We start from the raw sequence: 23,940 nt of genomic DNA on the forward strand, positions 1-23,940 counted from the left end.
ATGAACTTCCGCAACGGTCCCATCGGCCTGCTGTTCCATACGCTTTTCATCCTGTTCATCCTGGCGCCCATCGTGATGGTGTGCGCGGTGGCGTTCACGTCCGAAGGCTTCATTTCGCTGCCCAGCGGGGGGCTGTCGCTGCGCTGGTTCCGCGCCATTCTCGACAACCCGCGCTTCATCGAGGCGTTCTGGTTCAGCCTGGGGCTGGGCACGCTGTCGGCCACGCTGGCGATCGCGCTGGCGGTGCCGAGCGCGCTGGCGCTGTCGCGCAACCGCTTCCGCGGCCGCGAGGCGCTGGTGGCGTTCTTCCTGTCGCCGCTGATGATTCCGCACGTGGTGCTGGGGCTGGCCTTCCTGAAGTTCTTCACCACGGTGGACCTGGCCGGCACCTACGTGGGGCTGGTGGTGGCGCACGTGATCCTGGTGATGCCCTATGCGCTGCGGCTGGTGCTGGCCTCGGCCACCGGCATCGATCCGGCGCTGGAGCGCGCGGCGCAGTCGTTGGGCGCCTCACATTGGACGGCATTCCGGCGCGTGGTGCTGCCGTTGCTGCTGCCGGGCGTGGTCAGCGGCTGGGTGATCGCCTTCATCACCAGCTTCGACGAGTTGACCATGTCGATCTTCATCGCCTCGCCGTCCACCACCACGCTGCCGGTGCGCATCTTCCTGCACATCGAGGACACCATCGACCCGCTGGTGACGGCGGTGTCGGCCGTGCTGATCTATGTGACCATCATCGCCATCTTCATCCTGGACCGCCTGGTCGGCCTGGAAAAGCTGTTTGTCGGAAAGGGACGCTAATGACGGAAGAAATACAACAGGCGCCGCGCGCGCCGGCGCATCGCGGCGTCTACGACGCCGTGGTGATCGGCGGCGGCCTGGTCGGCTCGGCCGTGGCCTACGGGCTGCGGCGCGAACTGGACCACGTCGCGGTATTGGACGAAGGCGACGTGGCCTATCGCGCCTCGCGCGGCAACTTCGGGCTGGTCTGGGTGCAGAGCAAGGGCATGGGCCTGCCGCGCTACGGCGTGTGGACCATGACCTCGGCCGGCGCCTGGCCGCAACTGGCGGCCGAGCTGCGGGAGCAGACCGGCGTGGACGTGCACCTGGAGCAGCGCGGCGGCCTGCACGCGTTGTTGAGCGACGAGGAAATGGAAGCGCGCGCCAACTTCATGCGCACGCTGCTGGCGCAGCCCGGCATGGCGCAGTACGACTGGAAAATGCTGGACCGCCACGAGCTTGCCGACATGGTGCCCGGCATCGGCCCCGAGGTGCGCGGCGCCACCTGGACGCCGGTCGACGGCATCGCCAATCCGCTCAAGCTGCTGCGGGCCCTGCACATGAGTTTTGCACAGCGGGCTGTGGATTACCTGCCGCGCTGCCCGGCGCAGCAGATCCGCCAGCGCGATGGCGTGTTCGAGGTGACCACGCCCACCGGCACGGTGCGGGCGCGCAAGCTGGTGCTGGCCAGTGGACTGTCGAACAAGGCGCTGGGCGAACAGGTCGGCCTGACGGTGCCGGTGCGGCCGCAGCGCGGCCAGATCGTGGTGCTGGAGCGCACCCGACGCCTGCTGGAAACGCCACTGTCCACGCTGCGCCAGACCGACGAAGGCACCTGGCTGATCGGCGATTCGCAGGAAGAGGCCGGCTATGTGGACAACCAGGTGGGCCTGCCGATCCTGGGCACGCTGGCCGACCGCGCCGTGCGCACCCTGCCCGCCCTGCGCGAGGTGCGGGTGGTGCGTAGCTGGGCCGCGCTGCGGGTGATGTCCAAGGACGGTTTCCCCATCTATCAACAATCCGAGACGTGCCCTGGCGCCTTCGTCGCCACCTGTCACAGCGGCGTCACCCTGGCGGCCGCGCACGCGCTCAAACTGGCGCCCATGATCGCCGCCGGCCAGTTGGCCGACGACATGGCGCCCTTCTCGACCCGGAGGTTTCATGTTCAAGAGGCTTGACGAGGCGCAGCGCCAGGCGCAGGGCGCGCCGGTGCGGGTGACGGTGAATGGCGCCGAACTGCAGTGCCGCGCCGGCGACAGCGTGGCCGCGGCATTGTTCGCCGGCGGCATGCAGGCCTGTCGCGACACCGCGGTGGGTGAGGTGCCGCGCGGCCCCTATTGCATGATGGGCGTGTGCTACGACTGCCTGGTCACGATCGATGGCCAGGCCAACCAGCAGGGCTGCATGACGGCCGTGCGTGACGGCATGAAGATCGAGCGCCAGCTTGGCGCGCGCAAGGTGCAGGCATGATCGAGACGACGCAATGCGATTTGCTGGTGGTGGGCGCCGGCCCCGCCGGATTGGCAGCCGCCACCACGGCCGCGCGGCTGGGCGTGGACACGGTGCTGCTGGACGAACAGGCGGCGCCGGGCGGACAGATCTACCGCGCCATCACAACCACGCCGGTCACCGACCGCGCGGTGCTGGGACCGGATTACTGGCACGGCGCCTCCCTGGTCGAGCCGTTCCGGCAGTCGGGCGCGCGTTATGTGCCGGGCGCGACCGTGTGGGCGGTGGCCGAGCGCACCGCGCCCGAACCGCAGCGCGGTTTCGAGGTGGCGTATTCGGTGGCGGGCGAGGCGCGCATCCTGCATGCGCGGCGCCTGCTGCTGGCCACCGGCGCGCAGGAACGGCCGTTCCCGATTCCGGGCTGGACGCTGCCCGGCGTCATCACCGCCGGCGCGGCGCAGATCCTGCTGAAGTCCGCCGGCGTGGTGCCGGCCGACCGTACCGTGCTGGCCGGCTGCGGCCCGCTGCTGTACCTGGTGGCCTGGCAATACCTGAACGCCGGCGTCAAGGTCGACGCGCTGCTCGAAACCACGCCGCCGGGCCGCCTGCGTCAGGCCTTGCCAAAGGTGTGGGACTTCCTGCGCTCGCCCTATCTGGGCAAGGGGCTGTCGCTGCTGCGCGCCGTCAAGGCGGCAATACCCATCATCAAGGGCGTGACGGCGCTGGAAGCGTTGGGGCAGGACAAGCTGGAAAGCCTGCGCTACACCGCCGGCGGCATCACCAAGACGCTGCCGGTGCAACAGTTGATGCTGCATCAGGGCGTGGTGCCCAACGTCAACCTGTCGCGCGCCATCGGCGCCGAGCATCGCTGGAACGCGGCGCTCGATTGCTGGGAACCGGACGTGGATGACTGGGGCCTGACCTCGGTGGACGGCGTCGGCATGGCGGGCGACGGCGCCGGCATCGCGGGCGCGTTGGCCGCCGAACAGCGCGGCCGGCTGGCGGCATTGCAGGCCGCGCATCTGCTGGGCCGCATCGACGCGGCGCGGCGCGACAGCGAGGCCGCCGCGCCCCGCGCCGCGCTGGCGCGGGCGGTGCGCGGACGCGATTTCTTCGATGCCTTGTACAAGGTGCCCGAGGCTTTCCGCCGCCCCACCGGCGACACGATTGTCTGCCGCTGCGAGGAAGTGACGGCGGCGCAGGTGCGCGACACCGTCAAGCTCGGCTGCAGCGGCCCGAACCAGATGAAGGCCTTCCTGCGCTGCGGCATGGGCCCGTGCCAGGGCCGCTTCTGCGGCCTGACGGTGTCGGAGATCATCGCCGAGGAACGCGGCGTGCCGGTGCCCGAGGTCGGCTACTACCGCCTGCGCTTCCCGACCAAGCCGTTGACGCTGGGCGAGCTGGCCTCGCTGCCGCAGACCGACGAATCGCGCCAGGCGGTGGTGCGGCTGAAGAAATAGGAGCCCGCCATGACGGACGCTTCGCGCTCGGCCGCCGTCATCATCATCGGCGGCGGCCTGCACGGCAGTTCGGCGGCGCTGCACCTGGCGCGCGCCGGCGTGCCGGCGCTGGTGATCGAAAAGAACTACGTCGGCCGCCACGCCTCGGGCGTGAACGCCGGGGGCGTGCGCACCCTGGCGCGGCACCTGGCCGAAGTGCCGCTGGCGCTGGCCTCGCGCGAGCTCTGGTATCGCATTGGCGAGCTGGTCGATGACGATTGCGGTTTCGAACAGCATGGGCAGGTGCGCGTGGCCGAGAACGAGGCCGACGCGGCGGCGCTGCGCGCGCGCCTGGCGACCATGCAACAGCATGGCTACACGCATGAACAATGGATCGACCGTGACGAATTGCTGGCGATGATTCCCGCGCTGACGCCCACGGTGCAAGGCGGCCTGATCGCGCGCGAGGACGCCGCCGCCGATCCCTACCGCACCACGCTGGCGTTCCGCCGCAAGGCCGCCAGCCTGGGGGCGCGCTTCGTGGAAGGCGTGCGCGTGCTGCGCACCGTGCATGAGCATGGGCAATGGCGGGTCGAAACCGACGCCGGCGTCTACACCGCGCCGCAGGTGCTCAACTGCGCCGGCGCCTGGGCGGACCGCATCGCCGCCGAATGGGGCGAGCCGGTGCCGCTAATCGCAATCAGCCCGATGATGCTGGTGACGCTGCGCATGGATCATTTCCTGGATGCGGTGGTGCTGGGCACCGGCCGGCCGCTGTCGTTCAAGCAGCGCGCCAACGGCACCGTGCTGATCGGCGGTGGCCGCCGCGCCTGGGTCGATCGCGACGCGGAATGGACCGAGCTGGACTTCCGTTCACTGGCCGAGGGCGCGCGCACCGTCTGCGACCTGTTTCCGCACATGCGGCAAGCGGTCGTGAACCGCGGCTGGGCCGGCATCGAGGCCGCCATGCCCGACGAGATCCCGGTGATCGGGCGCAGCCAGCGTTACGACAGCGCCTTCCACGCCTTCGGCTTCTCGGCCCACGGCTTCGAGTTGGGCCCGATCGTCGGCCGTATCATGGCCGATCTGATCACCACTGGCGTGACCGATCTACCGATCGCGCCGTTCGCCATCGATCGTTTCGCCGGCGCCGCGGGCGCGCCGGCATCCACTTCAAAGGAGCAGCACTCATGAATGACATCGTGCGCAAGGATTCCAACGAGCGCCTGAGCCGCATCGTGATTCACGGCAACACCGTGTACGTCGCGGGCGTGACCTCGTCGGCCGAAGGCGGCATCGCCGCGCAGACGCGCGACGTGCTGGCCAAGATCGACGGCTATCTGGCGCGGGCCGATTCGGACAAGACCCGGCTGCTGTCGGTGCAGATCTGGCTCCAGGACATCGAGCGCGATTTCGCCGGCATGAACGCGGTGTGGGCCGAGTGGGCCCCGGCCAATGCGCTGCCGACGCGCGCGACCTGCGAGGCCAAGCTGGCCTCGCCCGATCTGCTGGTCGAGATCATCGTCACGGCCGCGAAGCGGCCGGGATACGTCGGCGGGCCGGCGTCGGAAGCCTGACCGGCCACAACGATCCGGCAGCGTGCTGCCGGATCTTTCGAGTGGCCTCCCGTCGCGACCCTGACAGCGGCGGGTGAAGGCGAGGTCCGGCCTCGGACACGCCTTATTTCGTTACTCCGCGATGCATTTTCCCGGTATTGCGCTTCCTCGCTGTTGATAATCGGCGCGTTGACAAGGAAGTGCTTTGGATGGGCCGGCAAGTCCGGCCCTCGGGAATTCGTAGCGTGCCAGCCGGTCAGGTTTTCATCCGCAATATCGAGCCCTCTTGCCGCGGCCATCATGGTGCGCGGCGAGGCTGGCGGCGTCACAAGCGGGCCGCCGCGCACAGCGCCGCCAGCCTGACGCTGTGCCCTGGGTTCGCCGCCGCCGCGCGCCCGGCCCTGAACTGGGCGACTCCGACATCATCATCATCAAGCCCGGCACGGGCAAGCGCTGGCGCGCCTATGTGGGCGGGGACGACGCCGGAACCCCGCCGCCTTGCGTTGTCGAGACATTCACAACGCCAGCCCATCCTCGGTTCAACCGAGTACGCATGATGTCCAAGTTCCGTTCCCTGATCGTATGGTCCGTGGTCTTCTCGCAGGTCTGGACTCCCGTGCTGGCGCAGACCCTGCCGATCTCGGTGGCCAGGCGGCGGGCGGGGCCGACAAGGCGCGGGACCCGGGCGACAAGAGCGGGGCGTCGGCGGGCCTGCCTGTTGTCGCGCGCGCTTCCGGCAATGCCAGCTCGACCACGCGCAGCGCGATCAGCGGCGGCAGCGTCGTGATCCGTGATGAGGCCGCGCAGCAGGATTTGACGGGGATGACGGCGGTGCAAACGGTCGCCGCGCTGAATCGCGACACGTCGTCGGATACGTTGAATGCGCTCAAGCCGATCTTCGACAAGGAGAAGATCGAGGCGGGGTTCGAGATTGCGTCGGAGGCTCAGAAGCAGGTCGGGCAGTTCCTGGAAACGCGGGCCAGGATTCGGTGTCGGGCAACGTCGCCCAAGGCCGGATGAACAGCGACTTTCGATCCGCCAGCGAGCAGGTCGGCCTGAAGGCGGGCGACGGCGGCTTCCAACTGGATATCGCGCGAAACACGACCTTGGTCGGCGCGGCGATATCCAGCAGCGAGCGCGCGGCGCTGGAAGGCCGAAACGCGCTCGGGACGGGCACGCTGGATGTTCGGGAGGTAAAGAACACGGCCCCCCCACCGTCGGTACGCAGGCTGCACTACTCGCTGGCCGACAACGAGGCCTCAACGAGCGGCTTCGCCCAATCGGGCGTGTCCCGCATCTCCGCTAGCGAAGTGGGATAGAGCACCTGGCCATCGTCCACGTAGAGGACCAGAGCCGGCTCAGGTACGGCCTCGCCAGGCTCTACGTCCACGCTGTTGTCGTAGACCCGCAGACTGACCAGGTGCGGCATCAATTTCAGCAGATTGCGGTAGGACGTCTTACAGCGCTCGCGGATGCGTTCTTCGGGGATGTCGTGGCCACCGCGCGCCACCCGGGCCTGCACACGCGCAATATGGTGCTCGGCGTCGCGCAGGCCGCAGTACCAGACCAGCACATCGTGGGTCGACGCCGCGGCGATGAGCTTTTCCACGATAGTCTGGCCGCCCAGGGTGGTCTCGAAGGCGAACGACCCGCCCGCCGCGACTGCCGCGTCCAGCCGCCGCACCCCTTCCGCCCACGCTTCCGCATTGGCCTGATCTTGGGACCGGCCCAAGCGCTGTACAAGCTCACGAGCGAAGGTGTCAGGGTTGAACCAGGCCATGCCGGCCTGAGTCAGGATATGGCCGCCCACTGAGCTTTTGCCGGCGCCATTCACTCCCGCCAGCACATACAGAATTGGGCGTTCCATCAAAACGTGGAGCCGGCCTTAACTCGGCCAGCCAACGGGCCTGGGTTGCGCATAACGCTTCGCAGGCGCTCAGCCGCGTCGGGGGCGGACAGCGCGGCAAGTCGTTGATCGAAGCTGCGGCGCAGTTCTTCGACCGGGTCCGGCACGGCGGCCTGGGCAGCGTTCAGCGCGTCTATGATGCGCGTGTACTCGGCCACCGTCATGATCACGGCCTCCGGCTCATCGTGGTTCGTGACGACGAGCTTTCCTTCGGCGGCGGCAAGACTGCGGACGACACCCCGCCAGCCGTCCTTCTTGACTGCCGAAGCAGGCTTCGCCGGCAGGCGGGCGATAGGTTCAGCGAGCAATGCGGAAGCAGCCATGATCGTTCTCCCAACGAGGGCTTTCGAATCGGCCTTGATGGCCTATTGGTCAATTTTACCCTTTTTGGCCTTTTATCACTAATTGCCCTCTGGGACCGCGCATGCGGACCCCTTCTTATATGGGGACGGATAAACCGTGCCGCGTCACCATGTCGCGATTGGTTGCGGTGACCCAAGACACCGTCTTGAGCGTGTCGGGTTTGAGCACCATGGCGGAGAATACGGGTGCCCCCACGTCAACGCCGCGGGCCTGTTCTGACGCAAAGGCTTCTGTCGGTTGGTCGCTGTTCCATTCGGAGGGGGACAGCACAAAGCCGAAGCCGCCATGGGCCAGTCCCCCCTACATCCTCAGCGCACCTGAAAACTCACCTGCCCCGGTCGCCCCGGCAGGTTCAACGTCGCCGTGGCCGGCGGCGTCGTCGCCACCACCTGCCCGGCGCGCAACACCATCAGGCGCGTGGCGCGCAGGCGCAGCGCCTCGACCGGGTCGCGGGCCTGCAGCAGCACCATGTCGGCGCGCTTGCCCACTTCCAGCCCGGTCTCGTCCAGGCCCAGGATCTTCGCCGGCGTGGCCGTGACGGCCTGGAAACAGGCGCGCATGGCGTCCTGCCCGGTCATCTGCGCCACGTGCAGGCCCATGTGCGCCACTTCCAGCATGTCGCCCGAACCCAGGCTGTACCAGGGGTCCATCACGCAGTCGTGGCCGAAGGCCACCGGCACGCCGGCGGCCAGCAGCTCGGGCACGCGGGTCATGCCGCGGCGCTTCGGATAGGTGTCGTGGCGGCCCTGCAGCGTGATGTTGATGAGCGGGTTGGCGATGGCCGACACGCCGGCCTCGCGCATCAGCGGGATCAGCTTGGACACGTAGTAGTTGTCCATCGAGTGCATCGAGGTCAGGTGCGAGCCCGTGACGCGGCCCTGCAGGCCCAGGCGTTGCGTGTGATAGGCCAGCGTCTCGATGTGGCGCGACAGCGGGTCGTCGCTTTCGTCGCAGTGCATGTCCACGCGCAGGCCGCGCTCGGCCGCAAGTTCGCACAGGATGCGCACCGATTCGGCGCCGTCCTGCATGGTGCGCTCGAAGTGCGGAATGCCGCCGACCACGTCCACGCCCATGTCCAGCGCGCGCTTCAGGTTATCGAGCGCGCCAGGCGCGCGCAGCACGCCGTCTTGCGGGAAGGCGACCAGTTGCAGGTCCAGGTACGGCTTGACCTGCTCGCGCACGTGCAGCAGCGCTTCCACCGCCAGCAGGCGCGGGTCGCACACGTCGACGTGCGAGCGGATCGCCAGCAGGCCGCGCGCCACCGCCCAGTCGCAATAGGCCAGCGCGCGCTCGACCAGCGCTTCCTGCGTCAGCAGCGGCTTGAGTTCACCCCACAGCGCGATGCCTTCGAGCAGCGTGCCCGACTGGTTCACGCGCGGCAGCCCGAACGACAGGGTCGAGTCCATGTGGAAGTGGGCGTCGACGAACGGCGAAGTCACCAGTTGGCCGGCGGCGTCGATGGTCTGCGCGGCCTCGGCCTTCAGCGCCGGTTCGAGCGCCGCGATGCGGCCCTGGGCCACGCCGATGTCGATGTGCTGGCGGCCGTCCGGCAGCGTGCAGTTCTTGAGGATCAGATCGAGCATAGTCAAACCTTGTGGATCACCGTTCGCCCTTGCGGTAGGGCTTCATCAGGGCCTGCGGGTAGGCGGCGCGGCGCGCCATCACCACCAGGGCCAGGATGGACAGAATATAGGGCAGCATCAGGTAGACCTGATAGGGCAGCTCGGGCAGCCCCGGCAGCGCCGCCCCACCCTGCTGCAGCCGCAGTTGCAGCGCGTCGAAGAAGGCGAAGATCAACGCGCCCAGCAGCGCCTTGCCAGGCCGCCACGAGGCGAACACCACTAGCGCCACGCAGACCCAGCCGCGGCCGTTGACCATGTTGAAGAAGAAGGCGTTGAAGGCCGCCAGCGTCAGGAAGCTGCCGGCCACGCCCATCAGCGCCGAGCCGGCGACGATGGCGCCCATGCGCAGCTTGGTCACCGACAGGCCCTGGCCCTCGGCGGCGGCGGGGTTCTCGCCCACCATGCGGATCGCCAGGCCGACCGGGGTGCGGTTCAGTACCCAGGCCAGGATCGGCACCGCGGCCAGCGCCAGCAGCGTCATCGGCGTCTGCCCGGCCAGCACCGGGCCGATCAGCGGAATGCCGTCCAGGAATTTCATTTCGGCGAACGGCGTGATGGTGGGCGGCGTGTTCACGCTGGGAAACGTGACGCGGTAGGCGAAGTAGCTCAGGCTGGTGGCCAGCAGTGTCACGCCCAGGCCCGAGACGTGCTGCGACAGGCCCAGCGGCACCGTCAGCACCGCGTGCAGCAGGCCGAATACGGCGCCAGCCAGCGCGGCGGCCAGCACGCCCACGTACAGCGGCGCGCCCAGGTACACCACCAGCCAGCCGGTGAAGGCGCCGGCGGCCATGATGCCTTCGATGCCCAGGTTCAGCACGCCGGCGCGCTCGCACAGCAGCACGCCCAGCGTGCCCAGGATCAGCGGCGTCGCCAGCCGCAACACCGCGACCCAGAAGGCCGCGGAACTCAACAGGTCCATCCATTCCATGGCGTGCTCCTCAAGCCCGGTTGCGGCGCAGGCGGTACTGCGCGAATAGCGTCGCGACCAGCATGGCGAGCAACGAGGTGGCGACGATGACGTCGGCGATGTAGTTCGGCACCGCGATGGCGCGGCTCATGCTGTCCGCGCCCACCAGCATGCCGGCCACGAAGACGCTGGCCAGGATCACGCCCAGCGGATGCAGGCCGGCCAGCATGGCCACCACCACGCCGGTGTAGCCGTAGCCCGGCGACATGTCGAGCGTGACGTAGCCGGTGCGGCCGGCCACCTCGATGGCGCCGGCCAGTCCGGCCAGCGCGCCCGACAGCATGGCCGTGCCCAGCATCACGCGGTTGACCGGCAGGCCCAGGAAGCGCGAGGCGTGGGCGTTGGCGCCGACCGCGCGCATCTGGAAGCCGAACACCGTGTAGCGGTTCAGCAGCCACAGGCCCAGCGCCAGGCCGGCGGCCCACAGCAGGCCGGTGTGGGCGCGGGTGCGCTCGATCAGCTTGCCCAGCTCCAGGTCGGGGTTGAGCGCGACCGATTGCGGCCAGCCCATCGCCATCGGGTCCTTCATGGGGCCGTCCAGCATCATCGAGACGAACAGCAGCACGATGAAGTTGCCCAGCAGCGTGGTCACCACTTCGTCCACGCCCAGGCGCGTCTTGAGCAGCGCCGGGATCAGCAGCAGCAAGGCGCCGGCCAGCGCCGCCGCCAGCATCATGCCGCCGAACAGCGCCGGCAGGGGCAGATCGAAGCCGGTGCCGTCATGCAGGCCGCCCACCGCCACCGCGGCCAGCGCGCCCAGGTACAACTGGCCTTCGGCGCCGATGTTGTAGAAGCGCGCGCGAAACGCCACGGCGCAGGCCAGGCCGGTCAGCATCAGCGGCGTGGCGCGCGTCAGGGTTTCGGACAGTGCGAACTTGGAGCCGAACGCGCCTTCGAACAGCAGCGCGTAGGTGCGGCCCACCGGCGCGCCGGCCCAGGCCACCAGCAGCGTGCACACCGCCAGCGTAAAGAGGATGGCCGCGATCGGGGCCAGGGCCAGCGCGGCGCGGCTGGGCTCGGGGCGGCGTTCCAGGATCAGTTTCATTCGAGAAATGCTCAGTAGAGGGGGCACGGCGTCAGGCGCGCGTGCCCGTCATGGCCAGCCCGACGGTGGCGGGCGTCCATTGTGCGACCGGCTTGTCGGCGACCAGCTTGCCGCCGCACAGCACCGCGATGCGGTCGGCCAGCGCGAAAATCTCTTCCAGGTCTTCCGACACCAGCAGGATGCCGGCGCCGCGCCGGCGCGCGGCCAGCAACTGTTCGCGCACGTAGGCCACCGCGCCGATGTCCAGGCCCCAGGTGGGCTGGTCGGCGACGATGAAGCGCGGTTCGCGCGCCAGGGTGCGGCCCAGGATCAGCTTCTGCATGTTGCCGCCCGACAGGCTGCGGGTGCGCACATCCAGCGAGGCGGCGCGCACGTCGAACTGCTTGGCCAGCGCCGCCGCATAGGCGCGGCCGGCCTTGGCGCGGATCAGCCCGAAGCGCGAGAAGCGCGGGTCCTTCAGGTCTTCGACGATGGCGTTTTCCCACAGCGGGCTGTCGCCGATCATGCCTTCGCCGTGGCGGTCCTCGGGGATGCGGCCCACGTGCGCGGCGGTCCAGCCGGCCGGCGTGGTGGGGGCGGCCGCGTGCTCCGGACCCAGGCGGATGGTGCCGTCGGCGGGCTGGCGCAGGCCGGTCAGCACCGACACGAGCGCCTGCTGGCCGTTGCCGGCGACGCCGGCGATGGCCACGATCTCATGCTTGTGCACCACCAGGTCCAGGCTGTCCAGGCGCGGCGCGCCGCCGCGCGGGTCGCGCACGGTGACCTGCGACAGCGTCACCACCGGCGCGGCCTGGCCGGCCGCCGCCATGGCTTCGGCGCGCGGCATGGCGACTTTGCGGCCCACCATCAGCTCGGCCAGCTCGGCCGGCGTGGTGGCGGCGGTGTCGCGCTCGGCCACCAGCTTGCCCTGGCGCAGCACCGCGACGCGGCGCGACACGGCCATGACCTCGTCCAGCTTGTGCGAAATGAAGATGACGGCCAGGCCCTCGTCGACGAAGCCGCGCAGCGTGGCGAACAGGTCCTGCACTTCCTGCGGCGTGAGGACGGCGGTGGGCTCGTCCAGGATCAGCACCTTGGCGCCGCGGTACAGCGCCTTGAGGATCTCGACGCGCTGCTTCTCGCCCACCGACAGGCTGCCGACGCGCGCGTCCGGATCCACCCCCAGGCCGAAGCGCTGGCCCAGTTCCACCAGGCGGCGGCGCGCCGGGCCGCGGCCCGAGGCCAGCTTCCACAGCGACTCGGTGCCGACCATGATGTTGTCCAGCACGGTCAGGTTGTCGGCCAGCGTGAAGTGCTGGTGCACCATGCCGACCCCCGCCGCCAGCGCGGCGTCGGGCCGGCCCGGCGGCAAGGGTTGGCCGAAGACTTCGATGCTGCCGGCGTCGGCCACGTAATGGCCGAACAGGATCGACACCAGGGTCGATTTGCCGGCGCCGTTCTCGCCCAGCAGGGCCAGCACTTCGCCTTGCGCCAGCGTCAGCGAGACATCGTCATTGGCCGTCAGGCTGCCGAAGCGTTTGGTGATCCCTGCCAGCCGCAGGGCGAGAGGCGCTTGATTCATCGTGCCGACGACTTGGGTTCTTTGTCGTTGACCTGCACGCTGAAGCTGCCGTCCAGGATGGCCTTCTGCTTGGCCTGCACCTTGGCGATCAGGTCAGCGGGGATCTTGCTTTCGAAGGTGCCCAGCGGCGCCAGCGACGAACCCTTGTATTTCATCAGCGAGTACTGGCCGAAGTCGGCGGCCTTGAAGGTGCCGGCCTTGACCTGCTTGAGCGCCTCGTCGATGGTCGGCTCCATGCTCCACAGCGCCGAGGCCACCACGGTCTCGGGGTACTGCGGCTGGGTGTCGATGACGTTGCCGATGGCCAGCTTGCCGCGTTCCTTGGCGGCGTCCGACACGCCGAAGCGCTCGGCGTACAGCACGTCCGCGCCCTTGTCGATCATGGCGAAGGCGGCTTCCTTGGCCTTCGGGGGATCGAACCACGAACCGATGAAGGTCACGGTGAATTCGGTCTTGGGGTTTATTTCCTTGGCGCCCTCGATGAAGGCCTGCATCAGGCGGTTCACTTCGGGGATGGGGTAGCCGCCCACCAGGCCGATCTTGCCGGTCTTGCTCATGCCGGCGGCGATCATGCCGGTCAGGTAGGCCGGTTCCTGGATGTAGTTGTCGAACACCGAGAAGTTGGGCTGCTGCGGCTTGCCCGACGAACCCATCAGGAAGGCGGTCTGCGGGTAGTCCTTGGCCACCTTGCGGGCTGCGGCCTCGACCGCGAAGGCCTCGCCCACCACCAGCTTGTTGCCCTGCTCGGCGTACTGGCGCATGACGCGCTCGTAGTCGGCGTTGGTGACGTTTTCCGAGAACGTGTATTCGATTTCACCCCGGTCGCGCGCGGCGGTCAGCGCCTTGTGGATGCGCGACACCCATTGCTGTTCCACCGGCACCGTGTAGATGGCGGCAACCTTGGTCTTGGCGGGCGCCTGGGCCTGGGCGCCAGCCGACAGCAGCAGCGCGCCGGCGGCGGCCGCGGCCAGCTTCAGCAGGCCACGGCGGGCGATGCCGCCGGTGGCCGGGAGGGAAAGGGATTTCATGCGCAAGTCTCCTTCGCGGGGATGGAAAGGGAATGGGAGGAATGGCGGCGATGTCCGGGCGTCGCGGTGCGGCACGCGTGGGCGGGCGGGGTCGAGGGCGTGGGATCGGTCATCGGATGGGGGAGCGCCGGGGCGGCGCGCCCCATCCGAATGGGCGGGTTCGCGGCCAGTCCTGGCGAAGCAAGTTGTATGCCATGCGGCATTCCCGCGACAAGTCGGGGGAATCCTGATGGCCGGGCGCGATTATAGGCACCCTGGCGGCCAAGCGTGGCACCAGCATGGTGCGCACCGTTGCGGTGCGTGGACACTTTTCGGCGTGGAACAGCCTGTTGCGGCTGAAATGGGCCCGAAAGGCCCTGGAGGCCTATCGCCATGCGGCTATCGGCGCGGCCGCGGGCCTAAAATTCCCGCATAGCGCCGCGCCCGTGCGCGGCAAGCCGGAATCCATCATGCAAGACATTCAATTGCTGCTCGAGCAGTACGGCGGCTGGCTCGTCTTCGCCAACGTGCTGGTCGAGCAGGCGGGCCTGCCCGTGCCCGCCTATCCCATGCTGATCGCCGCCGGCGCCCTGGCCGGCGCGGCCGGCTGGCTGGTGCCGTGGCTGGCGGCCACCGTCGCCTGTCTGCTGGCCGACTCGCTCTGGTACGCGGCTGGCCAGCGCTACGGCTCGCGCCTGCTGGGCGTGATCTGCAGGATGTCGCTGTCGCAGGATTCCTGCATCCGCCAGACCCAGCGCCTGTACCTGCGCATCGGCGTGCGCGCCCTGCTGGTGTGCAAGTTCCTGCCCGGCGCCGGCGCCCTGTCCACCGTGATGGCCGGCCTGACCGGCACGCCGTACCGCCGTTTCCTGGCCTATGACCTGGTGGGCGCCATGATCTGGGCGGGCTCGGCCCTGCTGCTGGGCGGCCTGTTCCACGGCGTGGTCAACGACGTGCTGGACGTGCTGGGCACTTACGGCCCCATGGGGCTGGCCCTGCTGGCGGCGGTGCTGGCGCTGTACATCATCGCCCGCGCCCTGCGGCGCTGGGTTCTCAAGCGCCACCTGCGCGTGATTCCGCGGCTGTCGGTGGACGAGCTGATGCAGTGGCGCCAGGACGGCCGCCAGGCGCTGGTGTTCGACGTGCGCCCCGAGGCGGTGCGCGAGGAAGACCGCATCCCCGGCGCCATCGCCGTCGACCTGCGCGCCCCGCTGCCGGCGCTTGAAGCCGGCAGCGAGGAGGCCGATATCGTGGTCTATTGCGCCTGCCCCAACGAGGTTTCGGCCGCGATGCTGGCCGCGCGCCTGCGCGCCGCCGGCTACCCCAAGACCTGGGCGCTGCGCGGCGGCTACGAAGCCTGGGCGCGCCACGCGCACTCGGCCTGACATCGTGCCGGGGGCCTGACGGCGGCAGCCGGTCGCAGGTCACGCGGGCGCTCCGCCCGCGATCGTTCCCCTCTACCTCCACCCACCTGGATGCGGGCCTTTGGCGGGCCGCGCCGGCGTCTGTCCGGGCCATGGGCGCCCGCGCGGTTTCGGTCCGCGCCCGGCGCCGCCACGGGCGCATAATGGCTCCATCGGCCCGCGCCTTTGACGGGCCAGGGAGACAGGCATGAAGTTGTTGTTCTTGGGCGCCGGTGGAACCGGCGGCTATTTCGGCGGCCGCGCCGCCCAGGCGGGCGCGGACGTGACCTTCCTGGTGCGCGAGGCCCGCGCCGCGCGCCTGCGTGAGCAGGGCCTGCGCATCGAAAGCCCGTTCGGCGACGCCACGCTGCAGCCGCAATTGGCCACCGCCGACACGCTGAAGGGCTTCTACGACGTGGTGGTGCTCAGCTGCAAGGCCTATGACCTGCAAAGCGCCATCGACGCCATCCGCCCCGCCGTGGGCCCCGACACCGCGGTGCTGCCCATCATGAACGGCGTGCTGCAGTACGACGTGCTGGACCGCGAATTCGAGCCGCACCGCGTGCTGGGCGGCCTGTGCCAGATCAACGCCACGCTCGGCCCCGAAGGCCAGGTGATCCACCTGGGCAAGCACGCCAGCATCGTCTTCGGCGAACGCGCCGGCCCGGCCCGCAGCGCCCGCTGCGAGGCGCTGGCAGAGGCCCTGGCCGGCGGCGAATACGTCAGCCGCCTGAGCGAAGGCATCTACCAGGACATCTGGGAAAAATACGTGTTCCTGACGACGCTGGCCGCCGCCACCTGCCTGATGCGCGGCACGGTCGGCCAGATCGCCGCCACCGACGACGGCGCCGACATCGTGCGCGGCCTGCTGCGCGAATCGCAGGCGGTTGCCGCCGCCAGCGGCCACGCGGTGCGGCCCGAGGCCGACGCCAACGCGCTCAAGATCCTGACCGACCCGTCCCAGGCCATGACCGCCTCGATGTTCCGCGACCTGCGCCAGGGCCTGCCGGTCGAGGCCGACCACATCGTCGGCGACATGGTGCGGCGCGCGCGCACGCTGGCGGTGGATGCCACCACGCTGCGCACGGCCTACGCGCATTTGCAGGTCTACCAGGCGCAGCGCGCCGCGGCTTGAGGCCAAAGGAACGGGAATCCGATTGGTGCATGGATTGCAAAAAACTCTTCCATGCCCGTGGGTTCCTGGATGCCGTCGGGCCGAATAGTATGGCTTTGCCTGAGCCCGGGCAGGCAAGGACCGCAACTCGCGGCCCCCGCCCGGCGCCCACCCTCCAAGGAGCAAGACCATGAAAATCGCTTTGATCGGAATTACCGGCCGCGTGGGTTCCCGCGTGGCGGACGAACTACTCAAGCGCGGCCACCAGGTGACCGGCATCGCCCGCAACCCGGGCGACGTCAATCCCCAGCCCGGCCTGACCATCGCCCAGGGCGACGCCACCGATCCGCACGGCCTGACGCCGCTGCTCAAGGGCCACGATGCGGTGGTCAGCGCCTCGCGCTTCGTGTCGGCCGACGCCAAGCCGCTGCTGGCCGCCGTGAAGGACGCGGGCGTGCCGCGCCTGCTGGTGGTCGGCGGCGCCGGCAGCCTGGAAGTGGCGCCGGGCAAGATGCTGATCGACACCCCCGAATTCCCCGACGCGTACAAGCCGGAAGCCCGCGGCGGCGTGGTGTTCCTGGACGCCTTGCGTCAGGAAAAGGTTCTGAATTGGACGTTCCTGTCGCCTTCCGCGCTGTTCGAGCCGGGCGAGCGCACCGGCAAGTTCCGCATCGGCGACGACACGCTGCTGGTCGATGAGGCCGGCAAGAGCTGGATCTCGATGGAAGACTACGCCATCGCCCTGGCCGACGAAATCGAGACGCCCCGGCATTCCCGCCGCCGCTTCACCGTCGGTTATTGATATCCCGCAGGCCGTGGCGCGGTGTTGTTTGCATGCGATAGCCGGCCGCCCACGGCCCTCGCCCGCCCCGGGGGGGCGTCCGCTTTTCGGGCAAGGCCGCACTGGCGGCAGGGTCGATTCAGCCGGTTTTGTTTGTAAACTGGCAGGCCGCCAAACCGGCGCACGACCCGAGTAGTCAGTATGAGCATGAAGTTGAAATCGTTGGCCCTGTGTTTGCTGCTGGCTGCCACCTGTCTGGCCCCGGTCCAGGCCGCCGCGCCGCAGTCGAACAAGGACATCGTGGTGGCGTTCTTCCGCATGATGTTCCAGGACCGCGAGATCGACGAGGCGGTGCGCCTGTATGTCGCCAGGAACAATTACACCCAGCACAATCCCTACATGCGCGACGGCGTCGAGCCGATGGTGGATTTCTTCCCCCATTACTTTGAGCAGCACCCGCAGGCCAGCGTCGACATCAAACGCGTCATCGCCGAGGGCGACCTGGTGGTGATCCACAACCTGTGGCGCGAATCGCCCGAAGACCGCGGCCAGGCCGTGGTCGACATCTTCCGCGTCGAGAACGGCAAGATCGTCGAGCACTGGGACGTGAGCCAGGAAATCCCTGAAAACCCCGCCAACAAGAACGGCATGTTCTGAACAGGCTGCCCATGTCCGCCATCGAACCCGTCGACCTGCCCCGCGCCTACCTGCTGTTGAACCACGGTCCCACCGTGCTGGTCACCAGCGCCTACGGCGGCGAACGCAACGTCATGGCCGCGGCGTGGGCCATGCCGCTGGATTTCAGCCCGCCCAAGATGCTGGTGGTGGTGGACAAGAACACCTACACCCGCACGCTGATCGAGGCTTCCGGCGAATTCGCGCTGTGCATCCCGTCGCGCGCGCAGGCCCAGGCCACCCTGCAGGTCGGCTCGCACTCGGGGCGCGATGAAGACAAGTTCAAGGCCAGCGGCCTGGGCACCTTCCCCGCCAGCAAGATCGGCGCGCCGCTGATCGAAGGCTGCCTCGGCTGGCTCGAATGCAAGGTGGTGCCCGAGCCGCACAACCAGCAGGCCTATGACCTGTTCATCGGCGAGGTGGTGGCCGCCTGGGCCGCGCCCGACGTGTTCTCCGGCAACCGCTGGCACTTCGATGACGACGCGCGCCGCTCGGTGCACTACGTCGCGGGCGGTTCGTTCTTCGCCACCGGCGAAGCGTTCTCGGTTGCCGATCCGGAGTAAGCCCGTGCGCCGCGTCTACCTGGCCGGTTTCGACGTCTTCCTGCCCGATGCCGTGGCGCACGGCGAGCGGCTCAAGGCGCTGGCCGCCGCGCATGGTTTCGAAGGCCTGTACCCGCTGGACAACGCGGCGCCAGTCGGCCTGTCCGGCGCCGCCCTGGCGCAATGGATCTACCGGGCCAACGTGGCGATGATCCAGCGCGCCGACCTGGTCATGGCCAATCTCAATACGTTCCGCGGCGCAGAACCGGATTCGGGCACGGCCTTCGAGGTCGGCTATGCGATCGCCCTGGGCAAGCCGGTGTGGGGCTATACGGCGCAAGCCGGCAGCGTGCGCCAGCAGGTCGCGGTCGGCGTGGCCGCCGACGATCCGGACCGCGCGGTGGACGCACAGGGCTGCACGGTCGAAGACTTCGGCCTTAACCTGAACCTGATGCTGGCGTGCAGCGCCCGCATCGTGGTGGGCGACGCGGCCGACTGCCTGGCGCGCATGGCGCGCGGCTAGGACGCCGGCGCCGCGCCGTCGGCGCGCGTTCCTCGCGTGGTGTCAGGCCGCGCCGGCCTTGCGGGCCGCCGCGCGCACGGGCCGGGCCTTGGCGGCGGGGGGCGGCATGCCCAGGTATCCCATCACCGCATCCACCACCGCCCGCTCCAGTTGCTGCGGGCTCAAGCCGGCCGGCGGCTCCAGCGCCGCCGCGTGCACCAACGATTCCATGATGCGCAGCACCACGTAGGTCGCCAGCTCGCGGTCCTGCTGCGCGATCTCCTCGCGATGCAGTTCCAGCAGGTGGCGCATGCGCCGGTGGATGTCCTGGTCGGCGCGGCTGTGTTCGCGCGGCTGGTCGAACAGCGGGAATTCCCGCTCCAGCACGCGGTGCAGCGCTGGCTCCAGCAGATGCGCATGCAGCGACGCGGCGACGATCGCCGCGACCCGCTCGCGCAGCGTCGCCGCGGGACTGCCGTCCAACACCTCGTCGATGAGCGCCAGCATCTGCTGGTCATGGCGGTCGTGCAGCGCCGCGATCAGCGCATTCTTGTTGGGAAAGTACTGATACAGCGAGCCGACGCTGACGCCGGCGGTCTCGGCGATCAGGTTGGTGTTGGTGCCTGCGTAGCCGTGCTCGGCCAGAACGCGAGCTGTCGCCTGCAAAATGGTGTCCACGGTCTGTTGCGAACGCTGCTGGCGCGGCGATTTACGGGGCTGCGGGATGGATGTCATTGGGTTCGGGGAAAGCGAGTTTCAAACCTGAGCACCGGCTCATAAAATTTCGATACGCAACTGGAATTGCGTCGAGCACCGGCCGATTATGCCATCGTCGATTACGGCGAGCCGGCCATGCGGTGCCGCTTCCCCCTTTCAAGGAATCCTCATGTCGAATGCATCGACGGCCACGGCGCTGCCCGCGGCCGGCGGGACCGCGCGTCCCGTTTTCATGCAGATATTGCCCCTGGCGCTGGCGGTCTTCGTCGGCTTTTTCATGGTCGGCCTGCCCATGCCGGTGCTGCCGCTGTACGTCGACGGCGTGCTGGCGCAGGGCGCGCTGGTGGTCGGCATCGTGGCCGGCCTGCAGTTCGCGGCGGCGCTGCTGTCGCGCGCCTGGTCCGGTTCGCTGGCCGATCGTCGCGGCGCCAGGCGCGCGGTGGTCACCGGTTTTCTGCTCGGGTCGGCGGCCGGCCTGCTCTACCTGCTGGCCGATACGCTGGCCCCGCAACCACGCGCGGCGCTGGCCGCGTTGATGGCCGGCCGCGCCCTCATGGGCTGCGCCGAAAGCCTGATCGTCACCGGCGCGCTGAGCTGGGGCGTGGGCCGCGTCGGACCGCAGAACGCGGGCCGAGTGATGGCCTGGATCGGCGTGGCGATCTACGCCGCTTTCGGGCTGGGCGCGCCCGCCGGCATGCGTCTCTACGGCGCAGCCGGTTTCGAAGGCATCGCCTGGGCCACGGTGTTCATCCCGGTGCTGGCGTTGGCGCTGGTGCTGCCACAGCGCGGCGTGCCGGCGGCCGGCGGCTTGCGCACGCCGTTCTACCGTGTGCTGGGCATGGTGATGCTGCCGGGCCTGGGGCTGGCGCTGACCAGCGTGGGTTTCGGCGTCATCACCGCCTTCATCAGCCTGCTGTTCGCGCAGCGCGGCTGGGACGGCGCCGCGTGGATGTTCAGCCTGTTTGGGGTCGGCTTCATCGTGGCGCGGCTGTTCTTCGCGGGGTTGCCCGACAAGCTGGGCGGCGCGCGCGTGGCGTTGGTGTGCGTGCTGATCGAGGCGGCCGGCCAATGGCTGATCTGGATGGGCCCGACGCCGGCGTGGGCGTTTGCCGGCGCGCTGTTGAGCGGCGCGGGCTATTCGCTGGCGTTCCCGGCCTTCGGCGTGGAGGCGGTGCGGCGCGTGCCGCCGGCCAGCCGCGGCGCGGCCATGGGGGCGTATGTGGCGTTCCTGGACGTGGCGCTGGGCATCGCCAGTCCCGCGGCCGGCTGGTTGGCCGGGATGCGGGGCTATGGGGCGGTCTATGCGCTGGGGGGTGCGTGCGCGCTGGGCGCGGTGTTCGTGGCGATGGCGCTGCGGGGCCGGGTGGCCGCCGCCTAAGCGTCCGAAGACTGGTTTGACGATCGAGGCGCCCGCTATTGCGGGCGCCTTTTTCGTTCAGACCGTGGCGGCCATTTCCAGCACTTCGTCATCGACCGGCTGGGCCTGGCCGTCACGCAGTTGCTGCAGGTGGTCGGCCAGTTCGGCGATGGTCAGGGCGACCAGGCCGTGCTGGGCGGCATAGCGCTCCAGCGCAGCGCCGCGCATCATGGTGCCGTCGGCGTTCATCAGTTCGCACAGCACGCCGGCGGGACGCAGGCCGGCCAGCGTGGCCAGGTCGACCGAGCCTTCGGTGTGGCCGCGGCGGGTCAGCACGCCGCCGGGTTGGGCGCGCAGCGGGAAGACGTGGCCGGGGCTGACGATGTCCTCGGCCTGGGCGGTGGGCGAGATGGCGGCGCGGATGGTGGTGACGCGATCGACGGCCGACACGCCGGTGCTGACGCCTTCGCGCGCTTCGATCGAGACGGTGAAGGCGGTGGCGAAACGGCTCTGGTTGCGCTGGACCATGGGGGCCAGGTCGAGACGGTCGAGGGTTTCGCCGGGCAGGCACAGGCAGACGATGCCGCTGCCGTCGCGGATCAACTGGGCCATGACGGGCACGGTCAGCTTGTCGGCGGCGACGATGAGGTCGGCTTCGTTTTCGCGGTCGAAGTCATCCATGAGGATGACGGGACGGCCCAGGCGCAGGTGATGCAGGGCGCGTTGCAGGCGCGCGGCGAAGGGCTGGGCGGCCAGGCTGGGGATGGGGGACTGCGGGGTAAGGGTAACGTTGGACATTGAAACGCTCTCGCGAAAAAGTGGGCGAAAAACGTTTCAGGGCTAATCGACAGCCGAACGCAAACCGATTGCCCGCGCGTATGGGACGCGGACAGGGGGCGTGTGACGGCACATCTTCTCTCATCCGGACTGTGACCGTCGGCCCTGGCATCTCACCAGATCTGCTGACCCCGGTGTCCTCCGTGAAGGACGCCGGGCGCTCGCGGGCTCGCCAAGTTGCTTGGCATACCGCCGGTGGGGAATTTCGCCCCGCCCTGAAGACGTACTGCTTGTTTGTCGTGTTAACGACATCGGGGATTTTACGCTGGTCTTGGGGGTGGTGCTGAATATGCTTGTTGCGGGTGGGGTTTTGGGTGGGGGTGGGTTCTTAAGACGCCGGGGGTGGCGGGGCTTGGGGGGAGCGGGGCTACGATTGCGGTCCGGAGCGTTCGCTCCGGACTGCCCCTGCCTCAACCTCGTCCGCCTTCGGCTCCCTTCGGTTTCCGTTGGGCGCATCTACACGCCCCGCTCCCCCCAAGCCCCGCCACCCCCGGCTCGGTCGGTGGTCACTTCACGGGCGTGGGGGCGGGTGGCTTGCTTGGCGTTTTGGCCAAGAGCCGGGGTGGGTCGGAGGGGGGTGCGGGGTCGCCAAAGGCGGCCGCGCGGGCGGCCTTCTTTGGCGTTTGGGTGTCTTGCGGCGGGGCGGTGCCGGGCTGGCGTGGCTGGCGGCCGGGTGTTGGGCGAGCGCGGCCGTTGTGGCTGCGCTGTTGGCGCCCTCGCCGCTTGCTTACTTCGTGGTTTCCGGTTCCGCGGGCGCTTCAGCCTTTTTCTTTTTCTTCTTCTTTTCGGGCAGCGCCAGCATCGTGCCGCGGCACGGCGGGGTGCCGCAGAGGCATTTGTAGCCTTCCTTCAGGGCCTTGGTGATGCGGCCGTCCAGGACCAGGCCGTAGTCGTAGGAGAGTTCCGTGCCGCGCGGGATGTCCTGCAGCGCGACGATGTAGACGCGCTTGCCGTGCTTGCCTTCCTGGGCCTCGCAGTTGGGCTCACAGGAGTGGTTGATCCAGCGGGCGTCGTTGCCCTGGTCGCCGCCGTCGATGACGCGGCCGGAGCTGAGGGCGAAGAAGAAGGTGTGGAAGGGATCGTCGGGGTTGGTGGGGTGGCGACGGTCGGCTTCCTTGGCGCTGATGCGGGCGCCGCCGTACTCGATGATGCGGGTGCCCGCGGGAATCTTGCGGGCGGCGAAGACGCCGTTGCCGTGCAGCTTGGAGCGGCGCACGACGTACCAGGGCTTGATGGGGGTGTCTTCGGAGGTCATTGAGTGGCGGCAGTGTGGCGGTGAGACGAAACAGAATTATATCGGCGCGCTCATGACAGGATGACAGGCGTATAGTGGGCGCCGCCTCGTTTCTTTGTTTACCCGCACCATGATTGTCCGTCCGCGTCCTTCCGCGCTGGGTTTGTTCTTTGTTTTGCGCGGTTCGATCATTCCCCGCATCTTCAGCCGCATCCTGGTCATTACGCTGCTGTCGTGCGTGGTGGTGTGGATGTACCACCGTCAATGGTTCTCGCCCACGCACCTGTCGGCGGTGCCGTTCTCGCTGTTCGGGCTGGCGCTGTCGGTGTTCATGGGGTTTCGCAACAACGTCTGCTACGACCGCTGGTGGGAAGCGCGCAAGCAATGGGGCGACCTGATCGTGCAGGCCCGCAGCCTGGCGCGCGAGAGCGCGGTGCTGCTGGCGGCCAGCACCGCCAATCCGGTGCAGGAAAGGCTGGTGCGGCGCTGCATCGGCTTCGGTTATGCGCTGGCGGCGCGGCTGCGAGACCAGGACGTGTTGGCGGCCGTGCGGCCCTGGGTGCAGCCGGAGGAACTGGATACGCTGGCGGGCAATCGCAATGTGCCCGACGCGCTGCTGCTGGCGATCAACCGCGACCTGGCGGCCTGCCTGCGGCGCGGGGAATTGACCGACATCCTCTATCAGGCGTTGACCCAGCGCGTGGCGCAGTGCGCGGCGATCCAGGCGGCCTGTGAGCGCATCAAGTACACGCCGACGCCGTTCGCCTATTCGCTGCTGCTGCATCGCACGGCCTGGCTGTTCTGCCTGCTGCTGCCGTTCGGGCTGGTGGGCACGCTGGAATACCTGATGCCGGTGGCGGTCACCATCATCGCCTATACCTTCTTCGGGCTGGACGCGCTGGGCGACGAGCTGGAAGACCCGTTCGGCCTGGAGGAAAACGATCTGCCGCTGTCGGCGCTGGCGCGGGTGATCGAGATCGACCTGCTGGACGGGCTGGGCGTGCGGCCGCTGCCCGAGCCGGCGCAGCCGGTGGACTGCGTGCTGCACTGACATCGCCGCGGCGCGGTCGCCCGGCCGCGCTC

General features: G+C 69.0%; 26 protein-coding genes and 1 riboswitch. Of the genes, 15 read left to right on the forward strand and 11 right to left on the reverse strand.

Annotation, left to right across the window (positions count from 1 at the left end; translation table 11 throughout):
- From HV783_RS17340 to HV783_RS17370, 7 genes are all read left to right on the forward strand, one after another.
- On the forward strand, positions 1 to 801 hold the full coding sequence (locus HV783_RS17340) for an ABC transporter permease (protein ID WP_054499250.1): 801 nt from the start codon (positions 1 to 3) through the stop codon (positions 799 to 801).
- Complete coding sequence (locus tag HV783_RS17345) at positions 801 to 1,958, forward strand: NAD(P)/FAD-dependent oxidoreductase (RefSeq protein ID WP_054504486.1); 1,158 nt, start codon at positions 801 to 803, stop codon at positions 1,956 to 1,958. Before HV783_RS17340 ends, HV783_RS17345 begins: the two co-directional genes overlap by 1 nt.
- Positions 1,942 to 2,250, forward strand: a complete 309-nt coding sequence (locus HV783_RS17350; protein WP_006389495.1) for a (2Fe-2S)-binding protein — start codon at positions 1,942 to 1,944, stop codon at positions 2,248 to 2,250. The genes HV783_RS17345 and HV783_RS17350 overlap by 17 nt, the downstream gene beginning before the upstream one ends.
- Positions 2,247 to 3,689 (forward strand): FAD/NAD(P)-dependent oxidoreductase, encoded by a 1,443-nt coding sequence (locus tag HV783_RS17355; RefSeq protein ID WP_175189557.1) that lies wholly within the window; start codon positions 2,247 to 2,249, stop codon positions 3,687 to 3,689. Before HV783_RS17350 ends, HV783_RS17355 begins: the two co-directional genes overlap by 4 nt.
- A gap of 9 nt (positions 3,690 to 3,698) precedes the next feature.
- A complete protein-coding gene (locus HV783_RS17360; protein WP_175189558.1) occupies positions 3,699 to 4,862 on the forward strand; it encodes an NAD(P)/FAD-dependent oxidoreductase in 1,164 nt (387 codons plus the stop codon).
- Entirely contained in the window at positions 4,859 to 5,245 is a 387-nt protein-coding gene (locus HV783_RS17365) for a RidA family protein (protein ID WP_175189559.1), read from the forward strand. The genes HV783_RS17360 and HV783_RS17365 overlap by 4 nt, the downstream gene beginning before the upstream one ends.
- 561 nt (positions 5,246 to 5,806) lie before the next feature.
- The gene (locus HV783_RS17370) at positions 5,807 to 6,244 is read left to right on the forward strand and encodes a hypothetical protein (protein WP_054504490.1); all 438 of its coding nucleotides are present in this window, start codon (positions 5,807 to 5,809) and stop codon (positions 6,242 to 6,244) included.
- 214 nt (positions 6,245 to 6,458) lie between these two features.
- Here HV783_RS17370 and HV783_RS17375 read toward each other — a convergent pair whose 3' ends face one another.
- The 8 genes from HV783_RS17375 to HV783_RS17410 all read right to left on the reverse strand — a co-directional run bounded on the left by HV783_RS17375 (position 6,459) and on the right by HV783_RS17410 (position 13,716).
- Entirely contained in the window at positions 6,459 to 7,091 is a 633-nt protein-coding gene (locus HV783_RS17375; RefSeq protein WP_116791251.1) for an ATPase, read from the reverse strand.
- Positions 7,091 to 7,453 carry a hypothetical protein gene (locus HV783_RS17380; protein ID WP_049070384.1) on the reverse strand — a complete coding sequence of 121 codons (363 nt, stop codon included), beginning with the start codon at positions 7,451 to 7,453 and terminating at the stop codon, positions 7,091 to 7,093. Before HV783_RS17380 ends, HV783_RS17375 begins: the two co-directional genes overlap by 1 nt.
- A gap of 115 nt (positions 7,454 to 7,568) precedes the next feature.
- Positions 7,569 to 7,787, reverse strand: coding sequence for a type VI immunity family protein (locus tag HV783_RS29660; protein WP_144657069.1), 219 nt, complete (start codon positions 7,785 to 7,787; stop codon positions 7,569 to 7,571).
- A gap of 14 nt (positions 7,788 to 7,801) precedes the next feature.
- Positions 7,802 to 9,076, reverse strand: coding sequence for an amidohydrolase family protein (locus tag HV783_RS17390; RefSeq protein WP_175189560.1), 1,275 nt, complete (start codon positions 9,074 to 9,076; stop codon positions 7,802 to 7,804).
- Positions 9,077 to 9,092: 16 nt separating this feature from the next.
- Positions 9,093 to 10,043, reverse strand: a complete 951-nt coding sequence (locus HV783_RS17395; protein ID WP_054418758.1) for an ABC transporter permease — start codon at positions 10,041 to 10,043, stop codon at positions 9,093 to 9,095.
- Positions 10,044 to 10,053: 10 nt separating this feature from the next.
- A complete protein-coding gene (locus HV783_RS17400) occupies positions 10,054 to 11,127 on the reverse strand; it encodes an ABC transporter permease (RefSeq protein ID WP_049070390.1) in 1,074 nt (357 codons plus the stop codon).
- A gap of 31 nt (positions 11,128 to 11,158) precedes the next feature.
- A complete protein-coding gene (locus tag HV783_RS17405) occupies positions 11,159 to 12,688 on the reverse strand; it encodes an ABC transporter ATP-binding protein (protein ID WP_175189561.1) in 1,530 nt (509 codons plus the stop codon).
- Positions 12,685 to 13,716: a BMP family protein gene (locus tag HV783_RS17410; RefSeq protein WP_175189562.1), complete on the reverse strand. Its 1,032-nt coding sequence runs from the start codon at positions 13,714 to 13,716 to the stop codon at positions 12,685 to 12,687. Before HV783_RS17410 ends, HV783_RS17405 begins: the two co-directional genes overlap by 4 nt.
- A 449-nt stretch (positions 13,717 to 14,165) precedes the next feature.
- Here HV783_RS17410 and HV783_RS17415 point away from each other — a divergent pair, with 449 nt between their 5' ends.
- The 6 genes from HV783_RS17415 to HV783_RS17440 all read left to right on the forward strand — a co-directional run bounded on the left by HV783_RS17415 (position 14,166) and on the right by HV783_RS17440 (position 18,733).
- Positions 14,166 to 15,080 (forward strand): VTT domain-containing protein, encoded by a 915-nt coding sequence (locus HV783_RS17415; RefSeq protein WP_175189563.1) that lies wholly within the window; start codon positions 14,166 to 14,168, stop codon positions 15,078 to 15,080.
- A gap of 226 nt (positions 15,081 to 15,306) precedes the next feature.
- On the forward strand, positions 15,307 to 16,233 hold the full coding sequence (gene panE, locus HV783_RS17420) for a 2-dehydropantoate 2-reductase (RefSeq protein ID WP_175189564.1): 927 nt from the start codon (positions 15,307 to 15,309) through the stop codon (positions 16,231 to 16,233).
- Between the two features lie 169 nt (positions 16,234 to 16,402).
- Positions 16,403 to 17,014, forward strand: a complete 612-nt coding sequence (locus tag HV783_RS17425) for an NAD(P)-dependent oxidoreductase (RefSeq protein ID WP_144656302.1) — start codon at positions 16,403 to 16,405, stop codon at positions 17,012 to 17,014.
- Positions 17,015 to 17,194: 180 nt separating this feature from the next.
- Positions 17,195 to 17,650, forward strand: a complete 456-nt coding sequence (locus HV783_RS17430; RefSeq protein ID WP_054504495.1) for a nuclear transport factor 2 family protein — start codon at positions 17,195 to 17,197, stop codon at positions 17,648 to 17,650.
- Positions 17,651 to 17,661: 11 nt separating this feature from the next.
- A complete protein-coding gene (locus HV783_RS17435) occupies positions 17,662 to 18,231 on the forward strand; it encodes a flavin reductase family protein (protein ID WP_064523354.1) in 570 nt (189 codons plus the stop codon).
- Between the two features lie 4 nt (positions 18,232 to 18,235).
- The gene (locus tag HV783_RS17440) at positions 18,236 to 18,733 is read left to right on the forward strand and encodes a nucleoside 2-deoxyribosyltransferase (protein WP_175189565.1); all 498 of its coding nucleotides are present in this window, start codon (positions 18,236 to 18,238) and stop codon (positions 18,731 to 18,733) included.
- A gap of 42 nt (positions 18,734 to 18,775) precedes the next feature.
- Here the strand turns inward: HV783_RS17440 and HV783_RS17445 are convergent, their stop codons facing one another.
- Entirely contained in the window at positions 18,776 to 19,447 is a 672-nt protein-coding gene (locus HV783_RS17445; protein ID WP_054504498.1) for a TetR/AcrR family transcriptional regulator, read from the reverse strand.
- A gap of 151 nt (positions 19,448 to 19,598) precedes the next feature.
- On the opposite strand from HV783_RS17445, the gene HV783_RS17450 reads away from it, so the two are divergent.
- Entirely contained in the window at positions 19,599 to 20,807 is a 1,209-nt protein-coding gene (locus HV783_RS17450; protein WP_175189566.1) for an MFS transporter, read from the forward strand.
- 57 nt (positions 20,808 to 20,864) lie between these two features.
- Here the strand turns inward: HV783_RS17450 and ribB are convergent, their stop codons facing one another.
- Positions 20,865 to 21,584, reverse strand: coding sequence for a 3,4-dihydroxy-2-butanone-4-phosphate synthase (gene ribB, locus HV783_RS17455; RefSeq protein WP_020925723.1), 720 nt, complete (start codon positions 21,582 to 21,584; stop codon positions 20,865 to 20,867).
- A 108-nt stretch (positions 21,585 to 21,692) separates the two neighbouring features.
- A riboswitch (FMN riboswitch) is annotated at positions 21,693 to 21,850 on the reverse strand.
- 500 nt (positions 21,851 to 22,350) lie between these two features.
- On the reverse strand, positions 22,351 to 22,878 hold the full coding sequence (locus tag HV783_RS17460) for an SET domain-containing protein (protein WP_006389476.1): 528 nt from the start codon (positions 22,876 to 22,878) through the stop codon (positions 22,351 to 22,353).
- Between the two features lie 109 nt (positions 22,879 to 22,987).
- Between HV783_RS17460 and HV783_RS17465 the strand changes: the two genes are divergently transcribed.
- Positions 22,988 to 23,908: a bestrophin family protein gene (locus HV783_RS17465; RefSeq protein ID WP_054504561.1), complete on the forward strand. Its 921-nt coding sequence runs from the start codon at positions 22,988 to 22,990 to the stop codon at positions 23,906 to 23,908.
- Positions 23,909 to 23,940 lie beyond the last annotated feature (32 nt).

The sequence above is a fragment of the Achromobacter dolens genome, from assembly GCF_902859745.1.
Lineage (GTDB): Bacteria > Pseudomonadota > Gammaproteobacteria > Burkholderiales > Burkholderiaceae_B > Achromobacter > Achromobacter dolens.

Coding starts and splice junctions, on each gene's coding strand:
- HV783_RS17445 (WP_054504498.1), bottom strand. CDS start 19,447: ATGACATCCATCCCGCAGCCCCGTAAATCGCCGCGCCAGCAGCGTTCG.
- HV783_RS17390 (WP_175189560.1), bottom strand. CDS start 9,076: ATGCTCGATCTGATCCTCAAGAACTGCACGCTGCCGGACGGCCGCCAG.
- HV783_RS17415 (WP_175189563.1), top strand. CDS start 14,166: ATGCAAGACATTCAATTGCTGCTCGAGCAGTACGGCGGCTGGCTCGTC.
- HV783_RS17435 (WP_064523354.1), top strand. CDS start 17,662: ATGTCCGCCATCGAACCCGTCGACCTGCCCCGCGCCTACCTGCTGTTG.
- HV783_RS17355 (WP_175189557.1), top strand. CDS start 2,247: ATGATCGAGACGACGCAATGCGATTTGCTGGTGGTGGGCGCCGGCCCC.
- HV783_RS17410 (WP_175189562.1), bottom strand. CDS start 13,716: ATGAAATCCCTTTCCCTCCCGGCCACCGGCGGCATCGCCCGCCGTGGC.
- HV783_RS17400 (WP_049070390.1), bottom strand. CDS start 11,127: ATGAAACTGATCCTGGAACGCCGCCCCGAGCCCAGCCGCGCCGCGCTG.
- HV783_RS17350 (WP_006389495.1), top strand. CDS start 1,942: ATGTTCAAGAGGCTTGACGAGGCGCAGCGCCAGGCGCAGGGCGCGCCG.
- HV783_RS17375 (WP_116791251.1), bottom strand. CDS start 7,091: ATGGAACGCCCAATTCTGTATGTGCTGGCGGGAGTGAATGGCGCCGGC.
- HV783_RS17465 (WP_054504561.1), top strand. CDS start 22,988: ATGATTGTCCGTCCGCGTCCTTCCGCGCTGGGTTTGTTCTTTGTTTTG.
- HV783_RS17430 (WP_054504495.1), top strand. CDS start 17,195: ATGAGCATGAAGTTGAAATCGTTGGCCCTGTGTTTGCTGCTGGCTGCC.
- HV783_RS17425 (WP_144656302.1), top strand. CDS start 16,403: ATGAAAATCGCTTTGATCGGAATTACCGGCCGCGTGGGTTCCCGCGTG.
- HV783_RS17405 (WP_175189561.1), bottom strand. CDS start 12,688: ATGAATCAAGCGCCTCTCGCCCTGCGGCTGGCAGGGATCACCAAACGC.
- HV783_RS17395 (WP_054418758.1), bottom strand. CDS start 10,043: ATGGAATGGATGGACCTGTTGAGTTCCGCGGCCTTCTGGGTCGCGGTG.
- HV783_RS17450 (WP_175189566.1), top strand. CDS start 19,599: ATGTCGAATGCATCGACGGCCACGGCGCTGCCCGCGGCCGGCGGGACC.
- panE (WP_175189564.1), top strand. CDS start 15,307: ATGAAGTTGTTGTTCTTGGGCGCCGGTGGAACCGGCGGCTATTTCGGC.
- HV783_RS17460 (WP_006389476.1), bottom strand. CDS start 22,878: ATGACCTCCGAAGACACCCCCATCAAGCCCTGGTACGTCGTGCGCCGC.
- HV783_RS17365 (WP_175189559.1), top strand. CDS start 4,859: ATGAATGACATCGTGCGCAAGGATTCCAACGAGCGCCTGAGCCGCATC.
- HV783_RS17340 (WP_054499250.1), top strand. CDS start 1: ATGAACTTCCGCAACGGTCCCATCGGCCTGCTGTTCCATACGCTTTTC.
- HV783_RS17380 (WP_049070384.1), bottom strand. CDS start 7,453: ATGGCTGCTTCCGCATTGCTCGCTGAACCTATCGCCCGCCTGCCGGCG.
- ribB (WP_020925723.1), bottom strand. CDS start 21,584: ATGTCCAACGTTACCCTTACCCCGCAGTCCCCCATCCCCAGCCTGGCC.
- HV783_RS17370 (WP_054504490.1), top strand. CDS start 5,807: ATGGTCCGTGGTCTTCTCGCAGGTCTGGACTCCCGTGCTGGCGCAGAC.
- HV783_RS17360 (WP_175189558.1), top strand. CDS start 3,699: ATGACGGACGCTTCGCGCTCGGCCGCCGTCATCATCATCGGCGGCGGC.
- HV783_RS17345 (WP_054504486.1), top strand. CDS start 801: ATGACGGAAGAAATACAACAGGCGCCGCGCGCGCCGGCGCATCGCGGC.